The organism is Amedibacillus sp. YH-ame10 (assembly GCF_053848885.1).
The window spans coordinates 75,510-97,108 of sequence record NZ_JBSPFA010000002.1 but is presented as its reverse complement, the minus strand read 5'-3'; the positions used below and the strand labels follow the sequence as shown (position 1 = coordinate 97,108).

Sequence of the window (21,599 nt, the reverse complement as noted above, 5' to 3'; positions counted from 1 at the left end):
TCTTTTCTTCCTCTATTGTTTTTATCCCTATGAGTAAAAAGGATAATTGCACGTTATGCATTATCAAGTTACATATTTATCTTGTTTTGTTTTAGTAATGTAGCTATACATATGAAACCCTCCCCAATAATAACCTAAATATATGCTATCCAATAAAAGTAATTGGAATTATAAAGAATGTAATAGTTTAGATATATATTGTAATTATCTCACATTTTTGTCATAAGTTCATCACATGAATATGTGATTTCCAGTGTATTATGCTACTAAATACAAAAAAAGCTCGTATGATGCATTGCATCTATACGAACTTTTTAAGTTTATTATGAAGCTTCTTTTTTACTTCTTTTACGTACATATAGAATGATTCCAGTTGCAATAACAATACCCGCACCTGTAATTAACCAGATACTCATATTGCCTTGTTCCTTATTCATTTTATAGGCAATGGCATAGGTAGAGAATTTTTCAGTTTTAACAGTGACTGTTTTCTTGTCATTGTCTTCATCCTTTAAAACTACACTATCGCCATTATGTACACGAATTGCATAGAATGTAGCATCTAATGATTGTAACTTAGTTTCTACTGGTAAAATCAATTCCACACCATCATCAAGTTGTTTAATACGTACCCAATGATCGTTGTTCTCTTTGACTGTGATACTTACGTCATAGTAGTTACCAATTTCCAATTGTTCTTCTTTGGCTTTCTTCTGAATGATATCTTTATCACTAGCAGTTTTAGATTCTATGTTCTTCACGTTTACACGTATTTCAATATTGCTTCCTGTAGAAATGTTTTGTTTTTGTACTTCTGTAAGCACTGTATTGATAAATGCTTCCATATCTTTTACTTCTACATCGCTGCTAATATTAACTACAACACTTCCTTTACCAATTGAAATTGTTGTCTTTCCGTTTCCTTTATTTACAACACTGTCTTTTGGTAAATGGATAATTCCATCTTCTACTTTAGCCTCTACTTTTTTATCTGGTTCTCTTTCTACTCCAGGTTTTGTAACGATTTCTTCTTCCTCTACTACTTCTTTATTTGGATCTTTGTTTTCTGTAGTAGGTTTTTCCACTGGTTTTACTAGTGGGTTATCTGGTGTAGGAGTGATTGGAGGAACCGGTTTTGGTGTAGGGACAATTGGGTCAGGAGTTGGTGTTGGTGTTGGTGTTGGAGTCGGCGTTGGAGTTGGGTCTGGTTTCGGTGTTGGTTTTGGATTTGGTGTAGGTTCAGGATCAGGGGTTGGTGTAACTACTTTCTTCCAAACGGCTTTCAATGTAATGCTTTCAACATTATCATTTTTCGCAATCGCTTTGTATGAAATCGTAGACGTGATGGTGTTTCCATCTTTATCCACCCATCCCTTAAACTCATAACCTTCCTTCGTAGGCAATGCATTTGGTAATAATCCAGCATCGTTCCATTTCACTTTTGTTTTAGAAGGAAGACTGCTACCACCATCACTATTATAGTGTACGCTATATTCCTTTTCAATCCAACGTGCATAGTACGTTGCTTCACCATCCACTTTACTAGTGCTAGTAACTTGGCTACCTGCGATTTGATGATCAAACCAACCAACAAACGCATATCCTTCTCTTGTTGCTGTTGGTAAGGTACCTAAAGCAACATCAAATACGAGTTCTTTCTCTAACGCATCACTTGATATACCACCATTTGTATCAAAACGGATTGTATATGTGTTTGCTTCCCATTTTGCATATAAGGTTGTATCTTCACTGATTGTATCGTTAAAGTTCCATTCAATCGTTCCATTCTTTTCTTTGAACCAACCTTTAAAGGTATAGCCTTTTCGTGTTGGTTGTGCTGGTCGAGGAATGCTTTCATTCTTTAATCCATAATATGTGTTGATAGAATTTCCACCTTGTGTATCAAAGACTGCTTTCACTTCTGCTTGTTTCCAATTTGCTTCATATACTTTATTTCCAGTGCTTCCTTTTAGAATAACAACATCTTTGATAGGAGTTGTTTGTCCTGTATAAGTCCATCCAAGGAATGCATTGTCTTTCTTATATGGTGCTAGAAGTTCAATATCTTTACTCTCGATGTTATATTCTTCTACATTTTGGTTATGGTTTGTTCCACCATTTAACGTATACGTGATGGTGTAGTTCTTCAATACCCAATTTGCTTTGCATGTAACATTTTTCTTCACAAGTGTTGATGCACTAACTTTTACATCGCCATCGTACCAACCATCAAAGTCATATCCGACTTTCACAGGAGTTGGTAATGTTCCAACTACATCATCATACTTTCTTTGTACATTTGAAACAGATGTACCTCCTTGTGAATCAAAGCTTACTGTATACGTATTTTTAATCCATTTTGCATATAGAGTGGTATCATCTAGAACCTTATCACTTGCGAAATTCCATGCATTTGTAATAGAGTCTTCTTTATACCATCCATCAAATGTAAATCCTTCTTTTGTAGGATCAACTGGACGAGATATCGTTTCTCCTTTTACTGCATTTAGAGAAGCAACGCTACTTCCGCCTTTAGAATCAAAGGTAATGGTCGCATCGGATGCTTTCCAATTTGCACGGTATGTAACATCTCCACTACTTCCTTTTAAGATGTTAACTTCTTTTATAGGAGTACTTTGTCCAACATAAGTCCAGCCGATGAATGCAAATCCATCTTTACTTGGAGCTAACAATGAAATTGTATCACTTTCAATTGTATAGTTTGTTGGATTACTACTAGCATTCGTACCGCCATCTAAATCATAGGTGATTTGATATGCTTTCGCATTCCAATGAGCATAATACGTTGCTGCTTTATTAACAATCGTACTATTTGTGATACGCTCTCCACCATCAAGTGCTGTATACCAACCTGCTAATGTATAGTTCTCTTTTTCTGTAGTTGGTAATGTGCCTAGGGTTTCCCCATAAGCTTTATTTCTCATCGCAACACTGCTACCTCCATTTGTATGGAAACGGATATCAAAGCGTTGTTGTGTCCATTTCGCATAAAGAGTTGTATCACGACTAACTATATCACTTTCAAAGTTCCAAGCGTTGATAGTAGATTGTTCTTTATACCAACCTTCAAACGTGTATCCTACTCTTGTTGGATCTAGTGGTTTGGAAATGCTTGTATCTTTTATTGCATATACAGCGTTTACAATACTTCCTCCTGCACTTTCAAAGTTTACTTTGTAGTCAGCTTTCGTCCAATTTGCTACAAGTTTTATGTTTCCACTTGTTCCTTTGCGAATAACATAATTCACAACCTTCGCTGAAGAATTCTCATCCTTCCATCCATCAAACGCATATCCCGTACGACTTGGCACTTCAATTGTTATATCGTCGCTTTCTATTGTATAGCTGATAGGATTTTTGCTAGGGTTGATTCCTCCATTTGCATCGTATTGAATGGTATATGTTACTGTTTCAAAGTGTGCATAATAAGTCACATCTTCTAGAAGTTTTGTTTGTGCGTTTACTTGTGTACCGCCACTTTCTTTTGTAAACCAACCTAAGAATGTATAGCCTGTTTTACTTACGGTTGGTAAAGAGCCTAACTCACTTCCATATTTGTTTGTGATCGTTTGTGCAGAACTTCCATCATCGAATGATGCAGTGTATGAATTGATGGTCCATTTTGCATACAACGTAGTATCACTCGTTACTGAATTGCTATCAAAATCCCAAACAGTTTCGAGTTTTTCGTCACTGAACCAACCATTAAAGGTATAACCCTTACGAATTGGATCCGCAGGTTTTACAATGGTATCATCTGTAGATACATAGATGTTTTCTACACTACTTCCTCCATTGCTTACAAAACTTACTACATGATCAGCTTCTTTCCAGTTGGCAGTATATGTTTTATCCCCTGTAGATCTTGCAGATATCACCACAGTTTTATTTGGATCGCCATTTCCACCCCATGTCCATCCAGTGAATACCTGTCCCATTTTTTTAGGTGCTAGAAGAGTGATGTTTCCACTTTCTATTGTATATTCTACTGGATTGTCAACAGCATTCACGCCACCATCTAATGCGTATGTAATGCTGTATTTAACTGCCGTCCAACGTGCACGTAATGTCATATCGTTCTTAACAATGGTAGTGGAGCCTACTTTTTGTTCGCCATCATACCAACCATCAAAAGTATATCCTGTTTTTGTTGGTGTTGATAACGCACCTAATGTTTCATTGTAGTTCTTATTTTCAGTGGTTATAGATCCATCATTATCGTAAGTAACGATATAATTATTCACATTCCATTTTGCATACAATGTAAGTGTATCAGTGCTAACTGTATTCGTATCAAAATCCCAAACAATAGTGCATATTTCATCCTGATACCAACCATCAAAGGTATGTCCTACTTTGGTTGGATTTTCAGGTGCAAGGATTGTTAATCCTTGCACTGCTCCCATATCCGCTACATCACTTCCTCCATCTGTATCAAAGGAAACAACACTATTTGCGGCTTCCCATGTAGCTGTTAATGTAAGCTTGCCAACACTTCCTTTTGTAATTGTGTACTCTAATACTTTTGTAGTATCATCTCCTACAAGCCATCCAGTAAATGCATAATTTTCTTTTCTTGGTGCCTTTAAAACGATATCATCGCTCATATCTACACGATAATTCTTCGGATTCACTGGACTATTACTTCCACCTTCAAGAAGATACTCAATATCATAAGATATCACTTTCCAGTTGGCCGTATATGATCGATTGCCGATGTTCCCTTTCGTAATACGCACATCTTTTTCAGGTACTTCAACTCCATCATATGTCCATCCCAAGAACTCACAACCTTTTTTCGTAGGTTGTACAAGCGTTGTATCCACCTCAATGGTATATGTTTGTGGATAATTCACATCAAATTGTCCACCGACTAATTCATAAGAGATAGTATATTCTGTTGGTGTCCAATGTGCATAATAAGTTACATTATTCGCTGGAACTGTTGTACTAGCCTCTACTTTGTCTCCAGCTATTTCTTCTGTAAACCAACCATCAAACGTATATCCTCTTCTTTCCGTACTAGGCAAATCAGGCCAAGTATTTCCAAATTTTCCTTCGATTGGATCCGGTGTACTTCCTCCAAGTGCATTAAAGGTTGCGCTAAATGTACTTGGTTCCCATTTCGCATATAAGCTCATGGTATCTTGAACACTATCTTCATTGAAGTTCCATTCAGATCTGTATTGCGGATCTTTGAACCAACCTAAGAAAGTATTTCCAAGGTAAGTAGGGTCTTCTGGTTTTGTAATCTTTTGATTGAATTCTTTTTTGATTACTTTCGTATTCTCACCATTTAGTAATTCAAATGTAACATCATATTTATTAATGGTCCAGTTTGCAGTATAGGATTTATCTCCTTCACTATGTTTTTCAATCGTAACATCCTTTGTAGGCGTGGTTTGATTGTTCCATGTCCATCCTATAAAGGTATATCCTTTTTTCACTGGTTCTGTTAATGTTATCGTTTCACTTAATTCATCATATTGTGTTGGATTACTGTTAGTAGCTCCTTCTGTATTTACATATGTGATTTTGTATGAACCTCTTTGCCATGGGTGTACTCCAGCACTTATCAATTCAGATCCTTGAACGTAATCTGCAGTTTCTGCTAAACGTGCATGTAAATAATACGTTGTGTTTTTATCTAAATTTTCAAATAAATAAGTTATACTTCCGCTATCAGTGAGTTTCTTCCATTGTCCATCTTCAGCAGCTAGAGATGTGTTTGTAGTAGTTAATGCATATTCATATGCATCACTTACAAATGCTTCTAGATGAGTTTCATCGTAGGTAATGGTTGTTAAAGTTGGAGTAGTAGGAGCAAGTGGATTGATTGGTTTACTAACTTCTTTCACACTCTTCTCTACATAACCACCATATTTTATTGCATCATCTTTTGCGACATACTGTACGGTAAGGTTCGCACCAATATCATCACTAGTTGCCAAATAAGACATCGCGATACGTTTGTTATCCTCGCTAACATCACCTGCAATATTGGTTGCTACTTCTTCTCCATCACTTCGTACTACTTTAAAGAATCCTTGATCATATCCATCTCCTGTAAAAGAAGCTTTTAATGTTTGACCACTTGCAATAACACAAGTTGTATCAATTTTCAAATTCTTGCTTTCAAAAGATTCATTACCAGTTGTTACTTCAAGTGCATCACTTATGGCACTTTCTTTAAATTCACTGGTTCTTTCAAACTTCGCATAAATTTGGTAGGTAGTCTTTGCTTTTAAGTTATCTTTGATCCAACTATCATTTTTATTATCTACCAACCATTTAATATCCTCTGCACTATCTTTTTCTTTATATCCCAAAATTACATTTGGTGTAGTCGCAAGAATTTTTGAATAGTTGTCTGGTAGAACAACTTGTATAGCTGTACCGTTTATTTGTTTTTGAAGTGGAGCATTTGGTTTTTCTTGATCTGCTCTTTGAATGGAATCTAAGGTATCACTTTGTGCAGTACCAGTAAATTCTCCATTATCAGAAGCATTGTATTCTGCATATATTTTGCGTCCTACATCATTCGCTTTTGGTGTATAAGAATCCGTTAATGCAGTCGCTCCATATGGAAGATTATTGTCTGTCAAAATCATTTCATATGAACCAGATTTCACCGCAGTTTCAATATACCAACGCCAGTAACCATTTATATCATCTTTTTCGCCAGGGCTATATTTTACTTTGATAGCCTGACCAACGGTAACATCATTTCCTTCTGTAACGGAGGATGTTCCTTTTAATAACGTTCCTGTTAATGCAGTTGAAGAAACATATTGAATGCTACCTTCAAAACCATCTCTTCCTTCATATACGACTTTTACTTTATAACCTAAGTATTTTAAAGGAATTTGGAAACTTGTATACGCATATGTATCTGTTGTTCCTTCTTTTAGACGTGTTTGTACTTCACTTGTAATGATTTTCCAACTCGCATCACTTGGCTTTTCTGGTGAAGTTTCACTAGAAACATAGTATTTCCATACGCCATCAGTCACAATGTCATTGCAACTTACTCGTATTTCTTTGTTTTGTAATACTTTCCAATGTGTAGCATCATTTCCTTGTATTAACTCAGCATGCACTTTATTTAAATCATCTTTAACGGTACGAACTGGACGTTGAGAAATGATACTACTTACAGTATTGGTATCATCCTCTAGTTTTGCTGAATATACGATATATTCTGTGTTTGATTTTAGAGTGATTTTCTGTTTATTGCTTGCCGCAAACCACTGATTTTCTAATGCTTCATTATCTTGCGCATCCTTTGCAGTAACCACCTCTGGTACACTTTGTTTATTTGCATTTTGTACATACCAGAATACACCTGATGTTGTATCCGTAGTACTAATTTCTAATTTACTTCCTATGATTCCATCTTCATTAAGAGCTTGTACTGCTGGTAAATTTGGTGTAGCATGTCTTTCTTTGCTCAGCGTACCAACTTTCATAGTAACGTAATCTTTAAAATCTGAATCTTCCTTTGCAATGTAACGTACGCTTATGACAGGTTCTCCATACAGCACTGGAACTGTATAAGATGCACTCGTTGCACCTGCTACTGCTACATCATCCAAATACCACTGCCATGTTCCATCAAGATCATCCCCTACTGGAGCATAACTTCCTTTGGCATAGCTTGCTGTATAGGTATACCCTATTTTAGCTGTACCAATCTCCGGTTCAACTGCAATTCCTCCTCTTGTGGCCGTGTAAGACACGTGTCCATTTAATGCTGTTTTAAGAGTACTTTCAGCATCTTTTACTTTCACAAACTCGCTCGGATTATATCCAGTTCTAGCAGCTTCTCTAATATATAAATCATATTCTGTATTTCTTTCTAATCCGCTTATGCTAATGGTTTTTTCTGCACTTGCAATTGCTTCAAACAATTGCACAGGATCTGCAGATCCTGTTTTCACATATCCAAATTGATATTGTGAATTACCTACCGTTGCACGAACATTTAATGTTTGATCTGTTCTACTTACCACAGATACATTCTCTGCTGAAGGTAAACCATCAGTTGTCAAAGTCGCTTTCTCTACCACTGAACTTGTGACATTTATTGATCCTTGATAATTACCAGTTCCAGTAAACATCGCTTTTAATTTTCCTATCGCATCCGCAGGGCTCACTTTATACTCTAATCTTCTTGTAGTTGCGTCAACTATATATGAACTTGGTGAAATGGTAGTTGTTTCTCCATTTATGATACGTTCCAATTTCCACATACCTTTTTGCTCATTTGTATCCTCAACATCAAATACAACAGATTGATTTGTCATCAAAGTACCATTCACAGAGATATTTCCCTCTACTGTTGTTTTGTTAGTAGTTATAGTAAGAGCCTCGCTCCATGCACTTGTTTCATAAGCAGCATCTGCTACTTTTCTTGCATAGAAATTATAAGCAGTATTTCGTTGTAAATTTTCAAACTTGTAGGTCGCTCCACTATCAAGTGTCCCTGACAGAATGGTTAAATCGCTATCCGTTGCCTTACGGTATGCTAATTCATAAGTAGATCCACTAGGCATGTTGATTGTGATACTAGCATCATCTTTACCGGCCTCTGTAGGCTTGTTAGGTATAGCAGGAATTGCTTTTTTGATGATTGGCGTAGTAGCTTCTTGGCTATTTATAAAACTTCCGGTTCCTACATAGGATACTTTGATTTTCTTGCCAACATCATCAGCCTTGAATGTATACGTATGAGAATAGGTAGTAGCTGTGTTTTCAATTTGTGAAAGCACATTGCCATTATCCGGATCTATTCTTTCAATCTTCCATGTACCTTTTTGATCGTTTGTACTTTCAATACTCATCCTTAATTGACTTCCATTATTATAGGTAGAATCCATTTCAACATCACCTACGATTGGAGTTTTTCCTGTAGTAAAAGATGTAGAAGGTCCCCAATCGCTTTGGTTATATCCTACCCCAGTTGCCATTCTTGAGAAAACATAATATTGTTTATTTCTACTCAAACCCTTCAACTCAACACTAGCCCCTTGACTAGTTAAGATATTTTTTTCTCCTGTAGAGCTTTCTGCATATGCATATTCATATCCACTATTTGCTCCACCTCTTCCGGTGATTGTTGCACTCGTATCTGTGATACCAGTTATGGAAGGAGCACTTGTTGGAGCTCCAACTTGCTGCGATAAACTCCAAGGACTCACCATGCTTCCATAACCATCTTTATTAATTTGTAATTGTATTTGATAACCTGCATCACTATTAGATACTACATAACTTGAACTATTTGCTCCTGCTATAGGTTGTCTTGCACCATCTTCTAATCGACGATACCATTGATAAGTAACTCCTGCTGTACTAGGGGAGAATGAAGATGTGTAGGTAGAACCAACCTTCGCTTGACCACTGATAGATACAGATGAGAATGTTGCCATCTTTGATTTTACAGTAAACCTAAAAGTCGCAACGGGTTCTGCTCCCGTATTAGGATCGTTGTATGTAATACTAATTGTAGCCTTTGAACCAACATTTCCAACCGGAGTTATAATACCCGTTGATGTAATTGACAGTACATTGGAATCACTAGAAGAATAAGAATATCCAGACTTTAATAATTCATAAGGTACACTTACTGAACCATATAAATTACCATTAAATAAATCTGTAGATGATGTTTTCCCATCTAATGAAACAAAGGCACCCTTTGTCGCTGCATATAAGGTAGCTGCTTCAATATTACGATCTACTGTCCACTTCAATCTAGGATAGTATCCCTCTTTGTATACCCAAACACCACTTGAACCATTATCAAACGATGATTTTAACCCTGTTCCAATCATATCGCTCGTAGATTTTTTAATATTTATGTCTAAATCATCACCGGCAGGATAAAGTGTTCCATCGAAGAAATTATTGCTATAATTCGCTCCTTCACATTTTGGTGCAATACCCGCTTCTCCATAATTACGACCAGTTGGATGTGTACTAATAATTGTATTCGCAGTATAATTGTTTTTAACATTTGCTCCAGCACCTGTTTCTCTAAATAACCCCCCTGCCGCACATTTATAATGCATTAAAGTAGAGTTCACTGAATAAATATCCTTAGCTATATTATTCGCCCCCATAAAAAATGAACTTATTCCCCCAACAGACATGCCTTCTCCAGTTATGTTGAATAATCCATGTGCAGAGCCGATGCGTTGTAGCGTAACATTCCCTCCAGGACAAACCGAATATGTATCTGTACGAACCGTTCCTAACAACATTCCACTATCTCTAAAAGCATTGATATCTGCATTGACTAATAAAATGTTCTCAATCGTTGCATTCTCACAATGTGAAGCTAAAATAGCAACACTTTCTCCACTAATCTTTGTATCGGAAAAGATTAAATTTTTAATCACAGCTTTATTGCTAGCTGAAGCGCCACTTATAGCAAAGAATATTGGATTCTTTAAGCCAACAATCGTATGATAATCACCATTTAAAGTGCCTTTAAAATACATATTTGCGGCTTCGTTTGGTGTTATTGCGCCATAACTTGATAGATTTATATCATTCGTTAACACATATTTAGCAGTACGTGACGCATAGCTTCCAACGCCGTTCATGAAATTTATAAAATCACTTGCTGTGTTAATTTTAATACCATAATTAAACTGTATACGACTATCCATGGATGAATTGAACCATTGGCTTGTCAGTTTATCTCCATTCTCTTGTGTGTATATGTTTTTATCCGGTGTATTAACAACACCTGCTATATATGTTCCATCTATATTTGAAAGACCTGCAGGTATTCTAACCGTAAATGAATTCTTTGTCACAGATACCAAATCAGAAACATTAGTTTGATATGCTCCTGCTTCTGATTGGAATTGTATCAATCTTGTAAAAAATGTCTCAGATCCATTGACATTATCACTTCCTGTTTTTGTTAAATCTCGATCTGAATTTAATAATTTTACAGTAATTATTTCACCTTCGTATCCTTTACCACTGATTTCTAGTCGCTCCGCAAAGGTCTTTGTTACAGATTTTTCACTTTTCGTTGATTTAATTGTTCCTACATATCCTTCTTTTCCATCTGCGATAAACTCAGCTCTAATGAATTTTCCTTTTAAATTATCAGCAACCGTTAATGTGCTTTTTTCATTATTCGTAGTTGGATAAAAACCTTCTGTTATCTCCGTCCATAAAGTTGCATTATTTACATCGGGATTTGCTGTAGTGTAATCATTTTTTGAAAAGTACCAACGCCATGTTCCTTTCACATTGTTTGCATTTTTCAATGTAGCTGTAAATTCTTTACCAACATGGCTTCTACCACTAAATTCTATAGTTCCTGTTTGTTTATGATCATTGATTGTTACATCACTTACAACAATATCACTTGCTAGTGTATCGTCATTTCCTAAAGAAACAAGGTATAAGGTATATTTACTTTTTGAAACAAAGTTTCTTCCGCTTGCGTCCTTATGAATTTCAAGTGATGCCGAAGATACCTTCGTCCATTTTCCTAATTCATCACCAGTAGGCATACTTGGTGCTGAAAGGTTTGCATTTTGAATTAAATAATACATTTCTTGTGTGCTAGAATAATTCACACCTGTCACTTCTACTATCATATGGCTATCCGTTGCATCTTGTTTTGTTGCTTTTATAGTCGTGAATGATGGTTTTGCACTAAGACCTTTTCCTATAGGGTTTGTTGTAGCTTCTACATACCCACTGAAATTTGAACTGCTTGGCATCGTATATCGAACTTTGATTATTTTTCCTACATCTTCACTTGTTAATGTGTAAGTATTCGCAGTTTCTCCTACAATTAAATCTGTTTCACGATACCATGACCATGTTCCTCCGGTATCATTACCTGTTGGTGCATAAGTTGCTGAATTATAAGTAGCTATTAGAGTTTCTTTGTTACTCATATTTCCACTCAAGCTGATATATCCCGCAATTTCTGTATTCTTTGTTTTTACAGGTTCACTTGTATCACTCCATGTACTCTCTTTACCAAGTGAATCTTGTACACGTTTTGCTTGTACAACATATGCCGTGTTTCGATCCAAGTTAGAAATGATAACTTCTACATCTGCATATACATCTTTTTCGATTTCCTTAAATTCACTATCTGCAGCATTTGCTTTTTTATAACGGAATCTGTATTGTCCTTCTACACCTTTCATAGAAGCAGCAATGCTAGTATCTTCTATTCCTTGTAAATAAATTGCGTCTTTCGATGGTGCTTGATAGGCTTGTAATTCAAAACCAACTACAGCATTGGAAGTCGTTTCTTTCGTACCTTTATAACCTGAATCTGCTTTAAAAGATACTGTATATTTAGTACCTTCTTCTTCATTAGATGGAATGATAAAATATGTACTATTTTTATCATCACTTAAACTAAATGCATTGATGTTTTCTTCTTGGCCATTTTTCTTGATACGTTTCCAACTCCATGTACCTTGATTCGAATTTGCATCTTTCAATACTGCATCAATGCGTTGCCCTGGCATTGGATTATTTCCATTATCATAGACAAAGGATAAAGTGGCATCCAGCTCTGTTTCTAATGTTGTAAACTCTGCTGCATATTCTGTACTTATCCATGGGGATTTCTGTTCTGTTTCTGTTTCCGCATAACGAATGAATAAGAAATATTGTGTATTTCTTTGAAGTTCTGATAATGTATATGTCGTATTTGCTAAGAATATTTTTGTGCTTCCATTTTCTTTATATTCCGTAGGTACTCCATCCTTCGTTCTGCTATATCCGATAATGATGCCAGCAGTACCAAAATTAGGTGTTACAATTTCTACACTTGTATCTTTGATTGCATCAAGACTTTCTTTCAATTTTAAGTTTACACCTGGTGCATCTGCACTTTTCTTGGATACTTTATCACTAGAAATGGTGATTTCACCAGCATAAGCATCCGTTCCTTTATAAGCCACCTCAATGTACTGATTTACATCCTCTTTGACTAGTGTATAAGCATTTACATCTGTAGTTATAACCGTTTTATTTCCATCACTGTCAACACGTCTCCATTCAAAAATACCTTTTTGTTCTGCGTTTTGACTTGTAACTTCTACTTTTAGTTCCTGTCCATAAATTGCATTTCCACTGATTTTGATATCTCCAGTCACATTCGGTTTGCTAGTAGTAACACTTAATGATGTATTACCAAGTTCACTATCTATAAAACCATATTCACCGATGCGTTTTACTTTTATTTCATATTCTGTACTTGCGGTGATTTCAAAGTCACTGTTGGACATAATTACGGTATCTACACCACCTCTTGCTATTGCAGGATATTCGTATGAAGTACTATCACCTTTTTTATTAATAACAAATTTATAAAGACCTTCATTTTCATTCATCTTAATGGTGAACATTGTATCTTCTGCATCACCTACCAAGGTTGGTGCATTTATAGGGGCATCATGCTTGATTGCATTTACAGTATCACTCGCAATACTTCTTGCACTTCCTTTGATATTTGAATTTTCTTTTGCCGTTGCTTTTACATATACGCGATTGTTAATATCGCTTGCTCTTAATATATAGTTGTTTCCTGTCGCAATTACAGTATTGTCATCACCTTCATGAAACCATTCATATGTTACATCATTTTCTTTTCCAGTAATATCGATACTTGCAGATAGCTTATCAGAAATACTATATTCTCCTTCAATAGCAGGTTTTTTATTTGCAACAGATACATTGGAATTTTCTAACGCTCTAGCAAGAACTGTGTTTGTTGTATATATAAACTCCCCACTATATGGTAGAGAATCACTCACAACAAAACGTGCACGCAAATACGTGTAATACAAATTATCTGCTAAAACATACTCTTTCATATCACTAGCGGATGTGAAAGATACTTCTTCAAGTTTACTCCATGTCCCATCCAATGTTTCTGAATTTTCTATAAATAAAGTTCCTTCGATATCCGTTGGGACATCTGCTAAAGAGATTTGTAAAGTAGTTCCTAATTCATAGTTTCCACTAACAACAACGTTACCCTCTGCTTTTTGTTTGTTTGTTTTTATTGCTTTATTTGAAACGTTTACTCCATCATATGTATACACTTTATAATTTGTATTCCATGATAAATTAACAGCTCTTTCCACTCCATCCCAGTATACAATCTTCCATCCTGCCTCGATTGCTGCTTTATGGCTTGCTGGTGTTTCTGGAGCTGGATCACTTGCTTTCATCACTTTATAGTACCTACCATATTCTGTAGGATATGTAATCTGAGTAGTATCTAATGTTGTTGAATTTCCAGCTTTGAGTTCTGTAATCATAGTAGGTGCTCTTAATGAGAAACGATTCATGACTACTTTATCTTCGTTTGTTGCGATAACTTCTCCTTGCGTACCTTGAAGAGTTACCTTTTGCGCAAACAAAGAAGCATTTTCGCTACTCCACTTGATGCCTTCTTGACCGGTAACTTGTGCACGATTAGATAATGCACTTAAGTTTCCATCAGAAATAATTGCAAGTACACTTTGTTTTGCAATATTTTTAGCATATTCACTCATGTTCTCTATGGCTTTGATTTGAGGATACAATCCTTCTTCTATATGATAAGCATCCTTCTTTAAAGTTCCACTTAACATTTGTTCACTTGTATATGCAGTTGCTTTTTCATCAGAGAAATCGTTCACTTGTGCATCATAGAAAGTATCCTTTTGTGTACCTTCACTGAATAAGACACGTTGTTCTCCTAGGAGGGAGGCAACTGTATAGGAATTTTCTACATCAACAGTTTTACCAAACCCATATACTTCTTTACCTTTTATATAACCACTAACATAACTATCCTTAATAGTTGCTGTTCCAGTCAACACAAAACCCGAAGCAACCTTTGCTTCGATATTTGCTAATACGTAACTTCCTTCAATTGTTGTATTTTCACTTTTCAAAATAAGAGAAGCATCTTCCTTAGTATTGTTAAAGGAAACATAGAACCCTGAATTTAGAATCTTAGTGTTCCTACTTTCATTTGCTAAGATTCCTCCAATCATCGTAATATTTTGAAGAGTAGCTCCTTGTAAGGATTGAAATACATTCTTTTTAAATCCTCTTATAGAAAATCCATTACCATTTATAGTTCCTTTAAAATCAACTTGCGATAATAGATCACTAGTTACTTCGATATCCTTCTTCAATATAAAAGACCCTGTTGGATTATTTACGATTTTACTTAAATCGCTTTCTTCTACAAGTTCGATATCTCCAGCACTTGTATAACGTTCAAAAGAAGTTACTTCGATATTTTTTGTACCTAATTTTTTATCATCGATATCAAAAACAGTTACTGTATAAGTTCCATTTTTCTTAGAGACTATATTTCCTTTATAAACGCCTTCTTCCTTCGTTAAAGGAACAGATTGTTCATCCTCTGTAATCGTCGCATAACTACTATTTGGTATACGTGAGATAATTTCTAAAGTGTGTAAACTTGCATCTTCTTTAACAGAGATGTCTTCAAACTCATCAATCTCTTTTGTTCCAGTATAAAGAACATTTCCATTGGCATCCAATGCATTAACAACATAGGTACCATTTGACTGGATATCAAAGGATTGAGCACTGCTCACATCTATTTCATTGATTTGTTCTCCCTCATACAATAAGGTAGCCTTTGCTACACTTGGATCAGAGGTTTGAAAACTGAGCTGCTTTTTATAAGCATCTCCTGTAGAAACAGTAAGCTCCATTTCGTTTTGTGAATATATCGCAGATGTAAATCCGGATTGTGTAAACAACATGGATAATACCAATACAATCGCCATTCCTTTAGTAAATTTTCTTCTCATCGTGAATTCCTCCATAAACTATATCTGACACATTCCTGTGTACAAAATGTTCTCATGTTCCTTTCCCAATACTACAATCTCCCAGTTAGTAATGGTAATATTAAAAAGAAACACTTATTCACGGTAATTATCTCACATACGTTACAAGTTACGCTTCACATGAACATGTGATATTTTGGCACTTTCTACATAAAACGTAAAAAAATCGCAAGATATAGATACCTTTCTTACGATTTATTTCATTCTTTTTGATTTAAAATAAGTTCTAACCGTTAATGTATACTTCCCCAAATTTATCTGTATTCTTCTCTTTTGCTAGTTTCTTCTCTATCATTTTAGATTGTAGTTTGGTTTTGTTTGATGATTTCTTTCCAATAAAGGTATTGACTTGTCATCTTATGATGACGTTGCACTTGGTTCTAGTGCCTATGTCGGTATTCTTGATAAAACCATGAAAGAATTTACAGAAGCACAAGAAGAAGCACTACTACAAAAGAAGCTTTACTTTTTAATATTAGGAATAAAAAGAGAAACTTTTGAAGGATTAGTTGAACACCTAATCAATAGGATAATGTATTACGTACCTCCATGTAAGGAATGGTAATCTCTCACATTCTATATTGGAATGCTTTCCATCATAAAATGAAGTGGTAAACGTCTTAACGAATTTCGTTAAAAGAGTAAGTACTACTATAGAAGACGAATATTATTCACCTTTTATTCCGTTCGCAAAGCAGTTACTGGATCTTCATGAGACGCTTTCTTTGAAGGTATCAACCCTCCAAGCAGAGTCAAAACAACACTCAATAAAATCAAAACGATTGCCCCTACAATAGGTAACGATGCATTCACTAAGGTATTCCCTGCAATTTCATGTATCACCATATTTCCAGGTATCAACAAGAGTAGTGTTACTACAATTCCTAGGATACCTGCCAGCAAACCAATGATAAAAGTTTCTGCATTAAATACCTGAGATATATTCTTTTTACTAGCACCCATTGCTCGTAAAATTCCAATTTCCTTTTTACGTTCCAAGACACTAATATATGTGATGACACCAATCATGATGGAAGAAACAACTAATGAAATTGCCACAAATGCAATAAGTACATAACTTATAACATCGATAATATCTGTAACAGATGACATCAATGTTCCTACATAGTCTGTATATGAAATCACCTTATCTTCATCCACTTTTTTCATGTCTTCATTGTATTTATCCAACACATCAAGAACCTTTTGTTTACTAACAAAATCCTTTGGATAAATGCTAATTCCATTTGGTTTATTAATATTTGAATATCCTAATTTTTTTAAGTTTCCATCAAAGGTAGATGTTTCCTTCATCATCAAAGACATCATCAATTCGGATAACTCTTTTTCGTTCATATTCATTTTAATCGCTTTGGAAAACATCGTTCCATCCACTCTGATTGCATCCTGTATCTGCGTTAACATTACCCCCATCTGCTTCTCCATTTGGCTTGCGAGTTGCATTTTTAAGGTTGTTGCAATTGTAGTAGAGAATTCATTGACCAGCGATTGCATTTGCTTTTCAAGATTTACTTGGAATTGTTCGCTTAAACCGCTTTCCTTTAGAAATGCTATCATCTCTGTTTGGATTAACGTTTGTGCTTCTTCGCTTTGAAAATACAAAGCAAAATACTCGGTTAATTTTGTGGGATCCTGTAAATCATTCTCTGTCAGATATCTTTGAAAATCGGCTTGTATCAATCGAACCATCTTTTCAATTTGTTCCTGTGACATCGTAAGATTGAGATCCTCAAAAATTGCATTTACATCAATTGCAGGAAGTTTATCAAAATCAATGCTTAAATCTGCAAAATCAAAACTATTCACATCCAATTTGATTTTGCTTTGGTCAAATGAAAAAGCGCTTTTTAACATCGTTTCATCAACACTAAATAAGGAGGTCATATCCATAGAACGGTCATCTGACGTATTAAACTCTTTCCCCGTAAAGACATCTATTGATGGCTGCTCCAATTGCTTTGCTACGATTGTACTATCTTGTGATTGCTTCATAACATGTGTAGTTAAATCGGCAGGATAAGCAATCCCAGCCTTCAACATCGTTGCACTTGCTTCACCACTTGGCTGTACAATTCCAACAATTTTTATTTCCTCTCCATTTTGTATCAATGTACTCATATGATTTTTATCATTCGTCTTATCTATATACACTTGATAGCTTTCATCGTATTGGTAATACTCTGTCGCATTGACTAGCTTAAATGTAGTGCCTACTATGTCTTTGTAACTATATGATTGGTTCATTTTAGGTAGCTTAACCGCTTCTTCTTTTGAGAACTGCTGTATCATCTGATCCAATTCTGAATAACTACGCAAACCTAATGTGTACAACATCAAATCATTCATATTCCCATTTTTTGTAAGCACAAGCACACATTCGTTGTAGTTCTTTGGCCACTCCCCTGCTTTTATATCGTATTGACTCTCATATAAACCTGGATTACTAGGCATTTGATAAAACACGTCCGTACTCATCATCATAGACATCATACTATTGGATTCTGAGGAGGATCCAAAACCAAGACTAGAAAAAGATTTATCTGGATGCACTTGTCGAATATCTTTTGTATTGTTTTGATAAATTTGCGGAGCTATTGCATAGGAGTATTCAATTGAATTTATATTTTGCTTCATGTCTGTTTTATTTTGATCCAAATATTCCTTTAAAGAAACCAAATCATTAGAACCTATTTTAGAAAACATGTTTGTAATCATCTGCGAAACATGTACCTCTCCATCTTTTGAAGTAGTATTCGATTTTGGTAAAGTATCGCTCATCATTGAAGTAATGTCAAATCCCGTACTTTGTATTTGTAGTGGATATTGTGATAGCGTATCTTCTTCGATTGTTTTAATATATTGGCTCACTCCATTGGAAAGAGATAAAATCAATGCAATTCCAATGATTCCAATCGATCCAGCAAATGATGTTAATATCGTACGTGCTTTTTTTGTACGAAGATTATTAAAACTTAAAACAAGCGACGTAAGAAAAGACATAGAGGATTTCCCCATATTTTCATGTCTTGGTTGGTCTACATCATCTTCGCTAAGTTGATAAGGATTCGTATCACTACGAATAGTTCCATCCTTTAACTTTACGATTCGGGTTGCATATTCTTCAGCTAAATCTGGATTATGCGTGACCATAACTACAAGGCGATCTTTCGCAACTTCTTCCAACAACTTCATAACTTGTATACTGGTATCACTGTCCAAAGCCCCTGTGGGTTCATCCGCAAGTACAATATCAGGATCATTGACCAATGCGCGCGCAATCGCAACACGTTGCATTTGTCCACCTGACATTTGGTTTGGCTTTTTATGTCCTTGTTCTCCTAACCCTACTTGATCAAGAGCTTCCTTAGCACGCTTTCTACGTTCGCTTTTTGAAATACCAGAGATAGTCAATGCAAGTTCCACATTTGCTAATACACTTTGATGCGGAATCAAATTATAGCTTTGAAACACAAAACCTATTGTATGATTACGATAAGAATCCCAATCATGGTCTTTATATTTTTTAGTACTTATTCCATTGATAATTAAATCTCCTTCATCATAACGATCAAGTCCACCAATGATATTCAAAAGTGTTGTTTTTCCAGATCCACTAGGACCCAAAATTGCAACAAACTCATTATCTCTTAAATTTAAACTAACCCCAGCAAGTGCTGTTTGCACAAGACTTCCAGTTGTATATTCTTTTTTAATTTCTTTGATCTGTAGCATTGTGTTCATTCCCTTCATCCACTTAGGTATTTGCGCAGAATTTATTCTTTTATTATATCAAATATTTTCCAATTTTACACCTTATGTAATTCTTATAAACCTGGTAAGAGCCTTATTTCCATTGCTCATATCTTTTTTGTAAACCTACATAATCTAACTTATCACTTTCATCTTTTCCTGAACTTATATATCCTCTTCTGATTTCTTTTATGAAAAAACTATGCTGGCATTGCCCCTCTAGTATGTAGTTGTGGTTGTGAAATGAAACTAGTGGATTGTTATTTTCCTCTAGGGATATAAGAGAAAAACAATGGAAATGGAAATCCCTAAATAAAATGTACCCTGAAAACAGAGTAAGTATGCTTTTTTTCATACTGTCCATTTTACAGGGTACATTTTAAATTTTCTTTTCCTTTTATTTACCCACTGAAGTTAACTTTCCCAAATTTATCCATATTCTTCTTTCTACCTAATTTCTTCTCTAACATTTTCGATTGTGGTTTGCTTTTTGCTTGACGACTTCTTTCCAATAATGCTTTTGTATCTACTTTCTTTTGTTCACTCATATCCATCATTCCTTTCCTAATATTTTATAGAGTTCCCTTAAATCGGTAATCTCATAAGTACTTTTTAGTGTTGCTTCTTTTACATCTTGCCTTGGATGATACCAGCACGTATCAATACCAGCGTTGATACCTCCTTGGATATCACTTGATAAGGAATCACCAATAATTAACACATTGTGTTTATCAACTTCACCAATACGCCTAAAGCACGAATCAAAATATGCTACATCTGGTTTTTGATATCCTATTTCTTCTGATACAAAGACATCTTTGAAATAAGGTCGTAACCCACTTTCATCCAATCTTTGATACTGTGTAGCACTTACTCCATTGCTAGCGATATACAAGTTAACATCTTGATATAGTGCTTGTACCACTTCCATAGCATATTCCATCATTTCATGGCCATGCGCTAAACGATCTTGGTAATCATCTTCAAATTGGATGCCATCATCCTGTATTCCAAGTTCTTGAAAGAGTTTTCCAAATCTTGAATAAATCACTTCTTCTCGACTTATTTCCCCCTCTTCATAAGCGTTCCATAGTTCTTTATTAATTTGCAAATAGTGATTACGAATACTCTCATTATAAGGATATCCATATGCTTCAAATGTATGTATCAATGCATGAAATTCTGCCGCATCAAAATCTAATAATGTGCCATCTGCATCGAATAATATTGTTGTATATTGTTTCATAATTACCTCTTTCTTTTGTATTATAACGGTTTTCTTATAAAACGTAAAGAAACTATGGTAATATTATAAACGAGGTGATGCAAATGAAAGGCTTGTTATTTGTTGGATTAGGTGGAGCAATTGGTGCTATGATGCGTTATAGCATTAGCATGTTACCACTAAAAAGCGAATTCCCATTCCTTACATTGTTCATCAATATCTTAGGTGCTATTATGATTGGATGCATTGTTGGATTTAGTGAAGAACATACGAGCAATGAAAATCTCTTATTGTTTTTAAAGACTGGAGTCTGTGGTGGCTTTACTACTTTTTCTACCTTTTCTTTAGAAGCTGTACAGCTTTTTGAAAAACATCGCTATTTTGCTGGTGGCAGTTATGCAGTTGTTAGTGTTGTCTTTTGTATCATAGGTGTACTACTTGGAAAGAGCATTTCAAAAGTCTTATTTGCATAGTGCTAGAAATCGTTTATTTTCGTGATTTTTTATTGCCAATCTTTTTTTTCTATGGTACTATAATAAGGCAGTAAAAACTAGGGGTATAGTATAATGGTAATATAACGGTCTCCAAAACCGCTGATGGGAGTTCGATCCTCTCTACCCCTGCCATGAAACACATAAAACGTTGTCAAAAAATTGACAACGTTTTCTTATGCTACAAATGTAGAAGGATACTATACCGGA

Annotated in this window: 6 protein-coding genes and 1 tRNA gene; 3 read left to right on the top strand and 4 right to left on the bottom strand. The window is 35.2% G+C overall.

Translation table 11 applies throughout. The annotated features are described in order from the left end of the window. Positions 1-323 precede the first annotated feature (323 nt). Positions 324-15,863 carry an InlB B-repeat-containing protein gene (locus ACWG42_RS01475; RefSeq protein ID WP_455789720.1) on the bottom strand — a complete coding sequence of 5,180 codons (15,540 nt, stop codon included), beginning with the start codon at positions 15,861-15,863 and terminating at the stop codon, positions 324-326. Between the two features lie 388 nt (positions 15,864-16,251). Between ACWG42_RS01475 and ACWG42_RS01470 the strand changes: the two genes are divergently transcribed. Beyond that, positions 16,252-16,467 carry a hypothetical protein gene (locus ACWG42_RS01470; protein ID WP_455789719.1) on the top strand — a complete coding sequence of 72 codons (216 nt, stop codon included), beginning with the start codon at positions 16,252-16,254 and terminating at the stop codon, positions 16,465-16,467. A 113-nt stretch (positions 16,468-16,580) separates the two neighbouring features. Here ACWG42_RS01470 and ACWG42_RS01465 read toward each other — a convergent pair whose 3' ends face one another. From ACWG42_RS01465 to ACWG42_RS01455, 3 genes are all read right to left on the bottom strand, one after another. Continuing rightward, positions 16,581-19,655: an ABC transporter ATP-binding protein/permease gene (locus tag ACWG42_RS01465; protein WP_455789763.1), complete on the bottom strand. Its 3,075-nt coding sequence runs from the start codon at positions 19,653-19,655 to the stop codon at positions 16,581-16,583. Between the two features lie 419 nt (positions 19,656-20,074). After that, positions 20,075-20,221 carry a hypothetical protein gene (locus ACWG42_RS01460; protein WP_455789718.1) on the bottom strand — a complete coding sequence of 49 codons (147 nt, stop codon included), beginning with the start codon at positions 20,219-20,221 and terminating at the stop codon, positions 20,075-20,077. A 5-nt stretch (positions 20,222-20,226) separates the two neighbouring features. After that, positions 20,227-20,919 (bottom strand): YjjG family noncanonical pyrimidine nucleotidase, encoded by a 693-nt coding sequence (locus ACWG42_RS01455; protein ID WP_455789717.1) that lies wholly within the window; start codon positions 20,917-20,919, stop codon positions 20,227-20,229. Positions 20,920-21,002: 83 nt separating this feature from the next. Here ACWG42_RS01455 and crcB point away from each other — a divergent pair, with 83 nt between their 5' ends. Both crcB and ACWG42_RS01445 read left to right on the top strand, forming a co-directional pair. Beyond that, a complete protein-coding gene (gene crcB, locus ACWG42_RS01450) occupies positions 21,003-21,371 on the top strand; it encodes a fluoride efflux transporter CrcB (RefSeq protein ID WP_455789716.1) in 369 nt (122 codons plus the stop codon). 79 nt (positions 21,372-21,450) lie between these two features. After that, positions 21,451-21,524, top strand: a tRNA-Trp gene (locus tag ACWG42_RS01445). Positions 21,525-21,599: the final 75 nt, after the last annotated feature.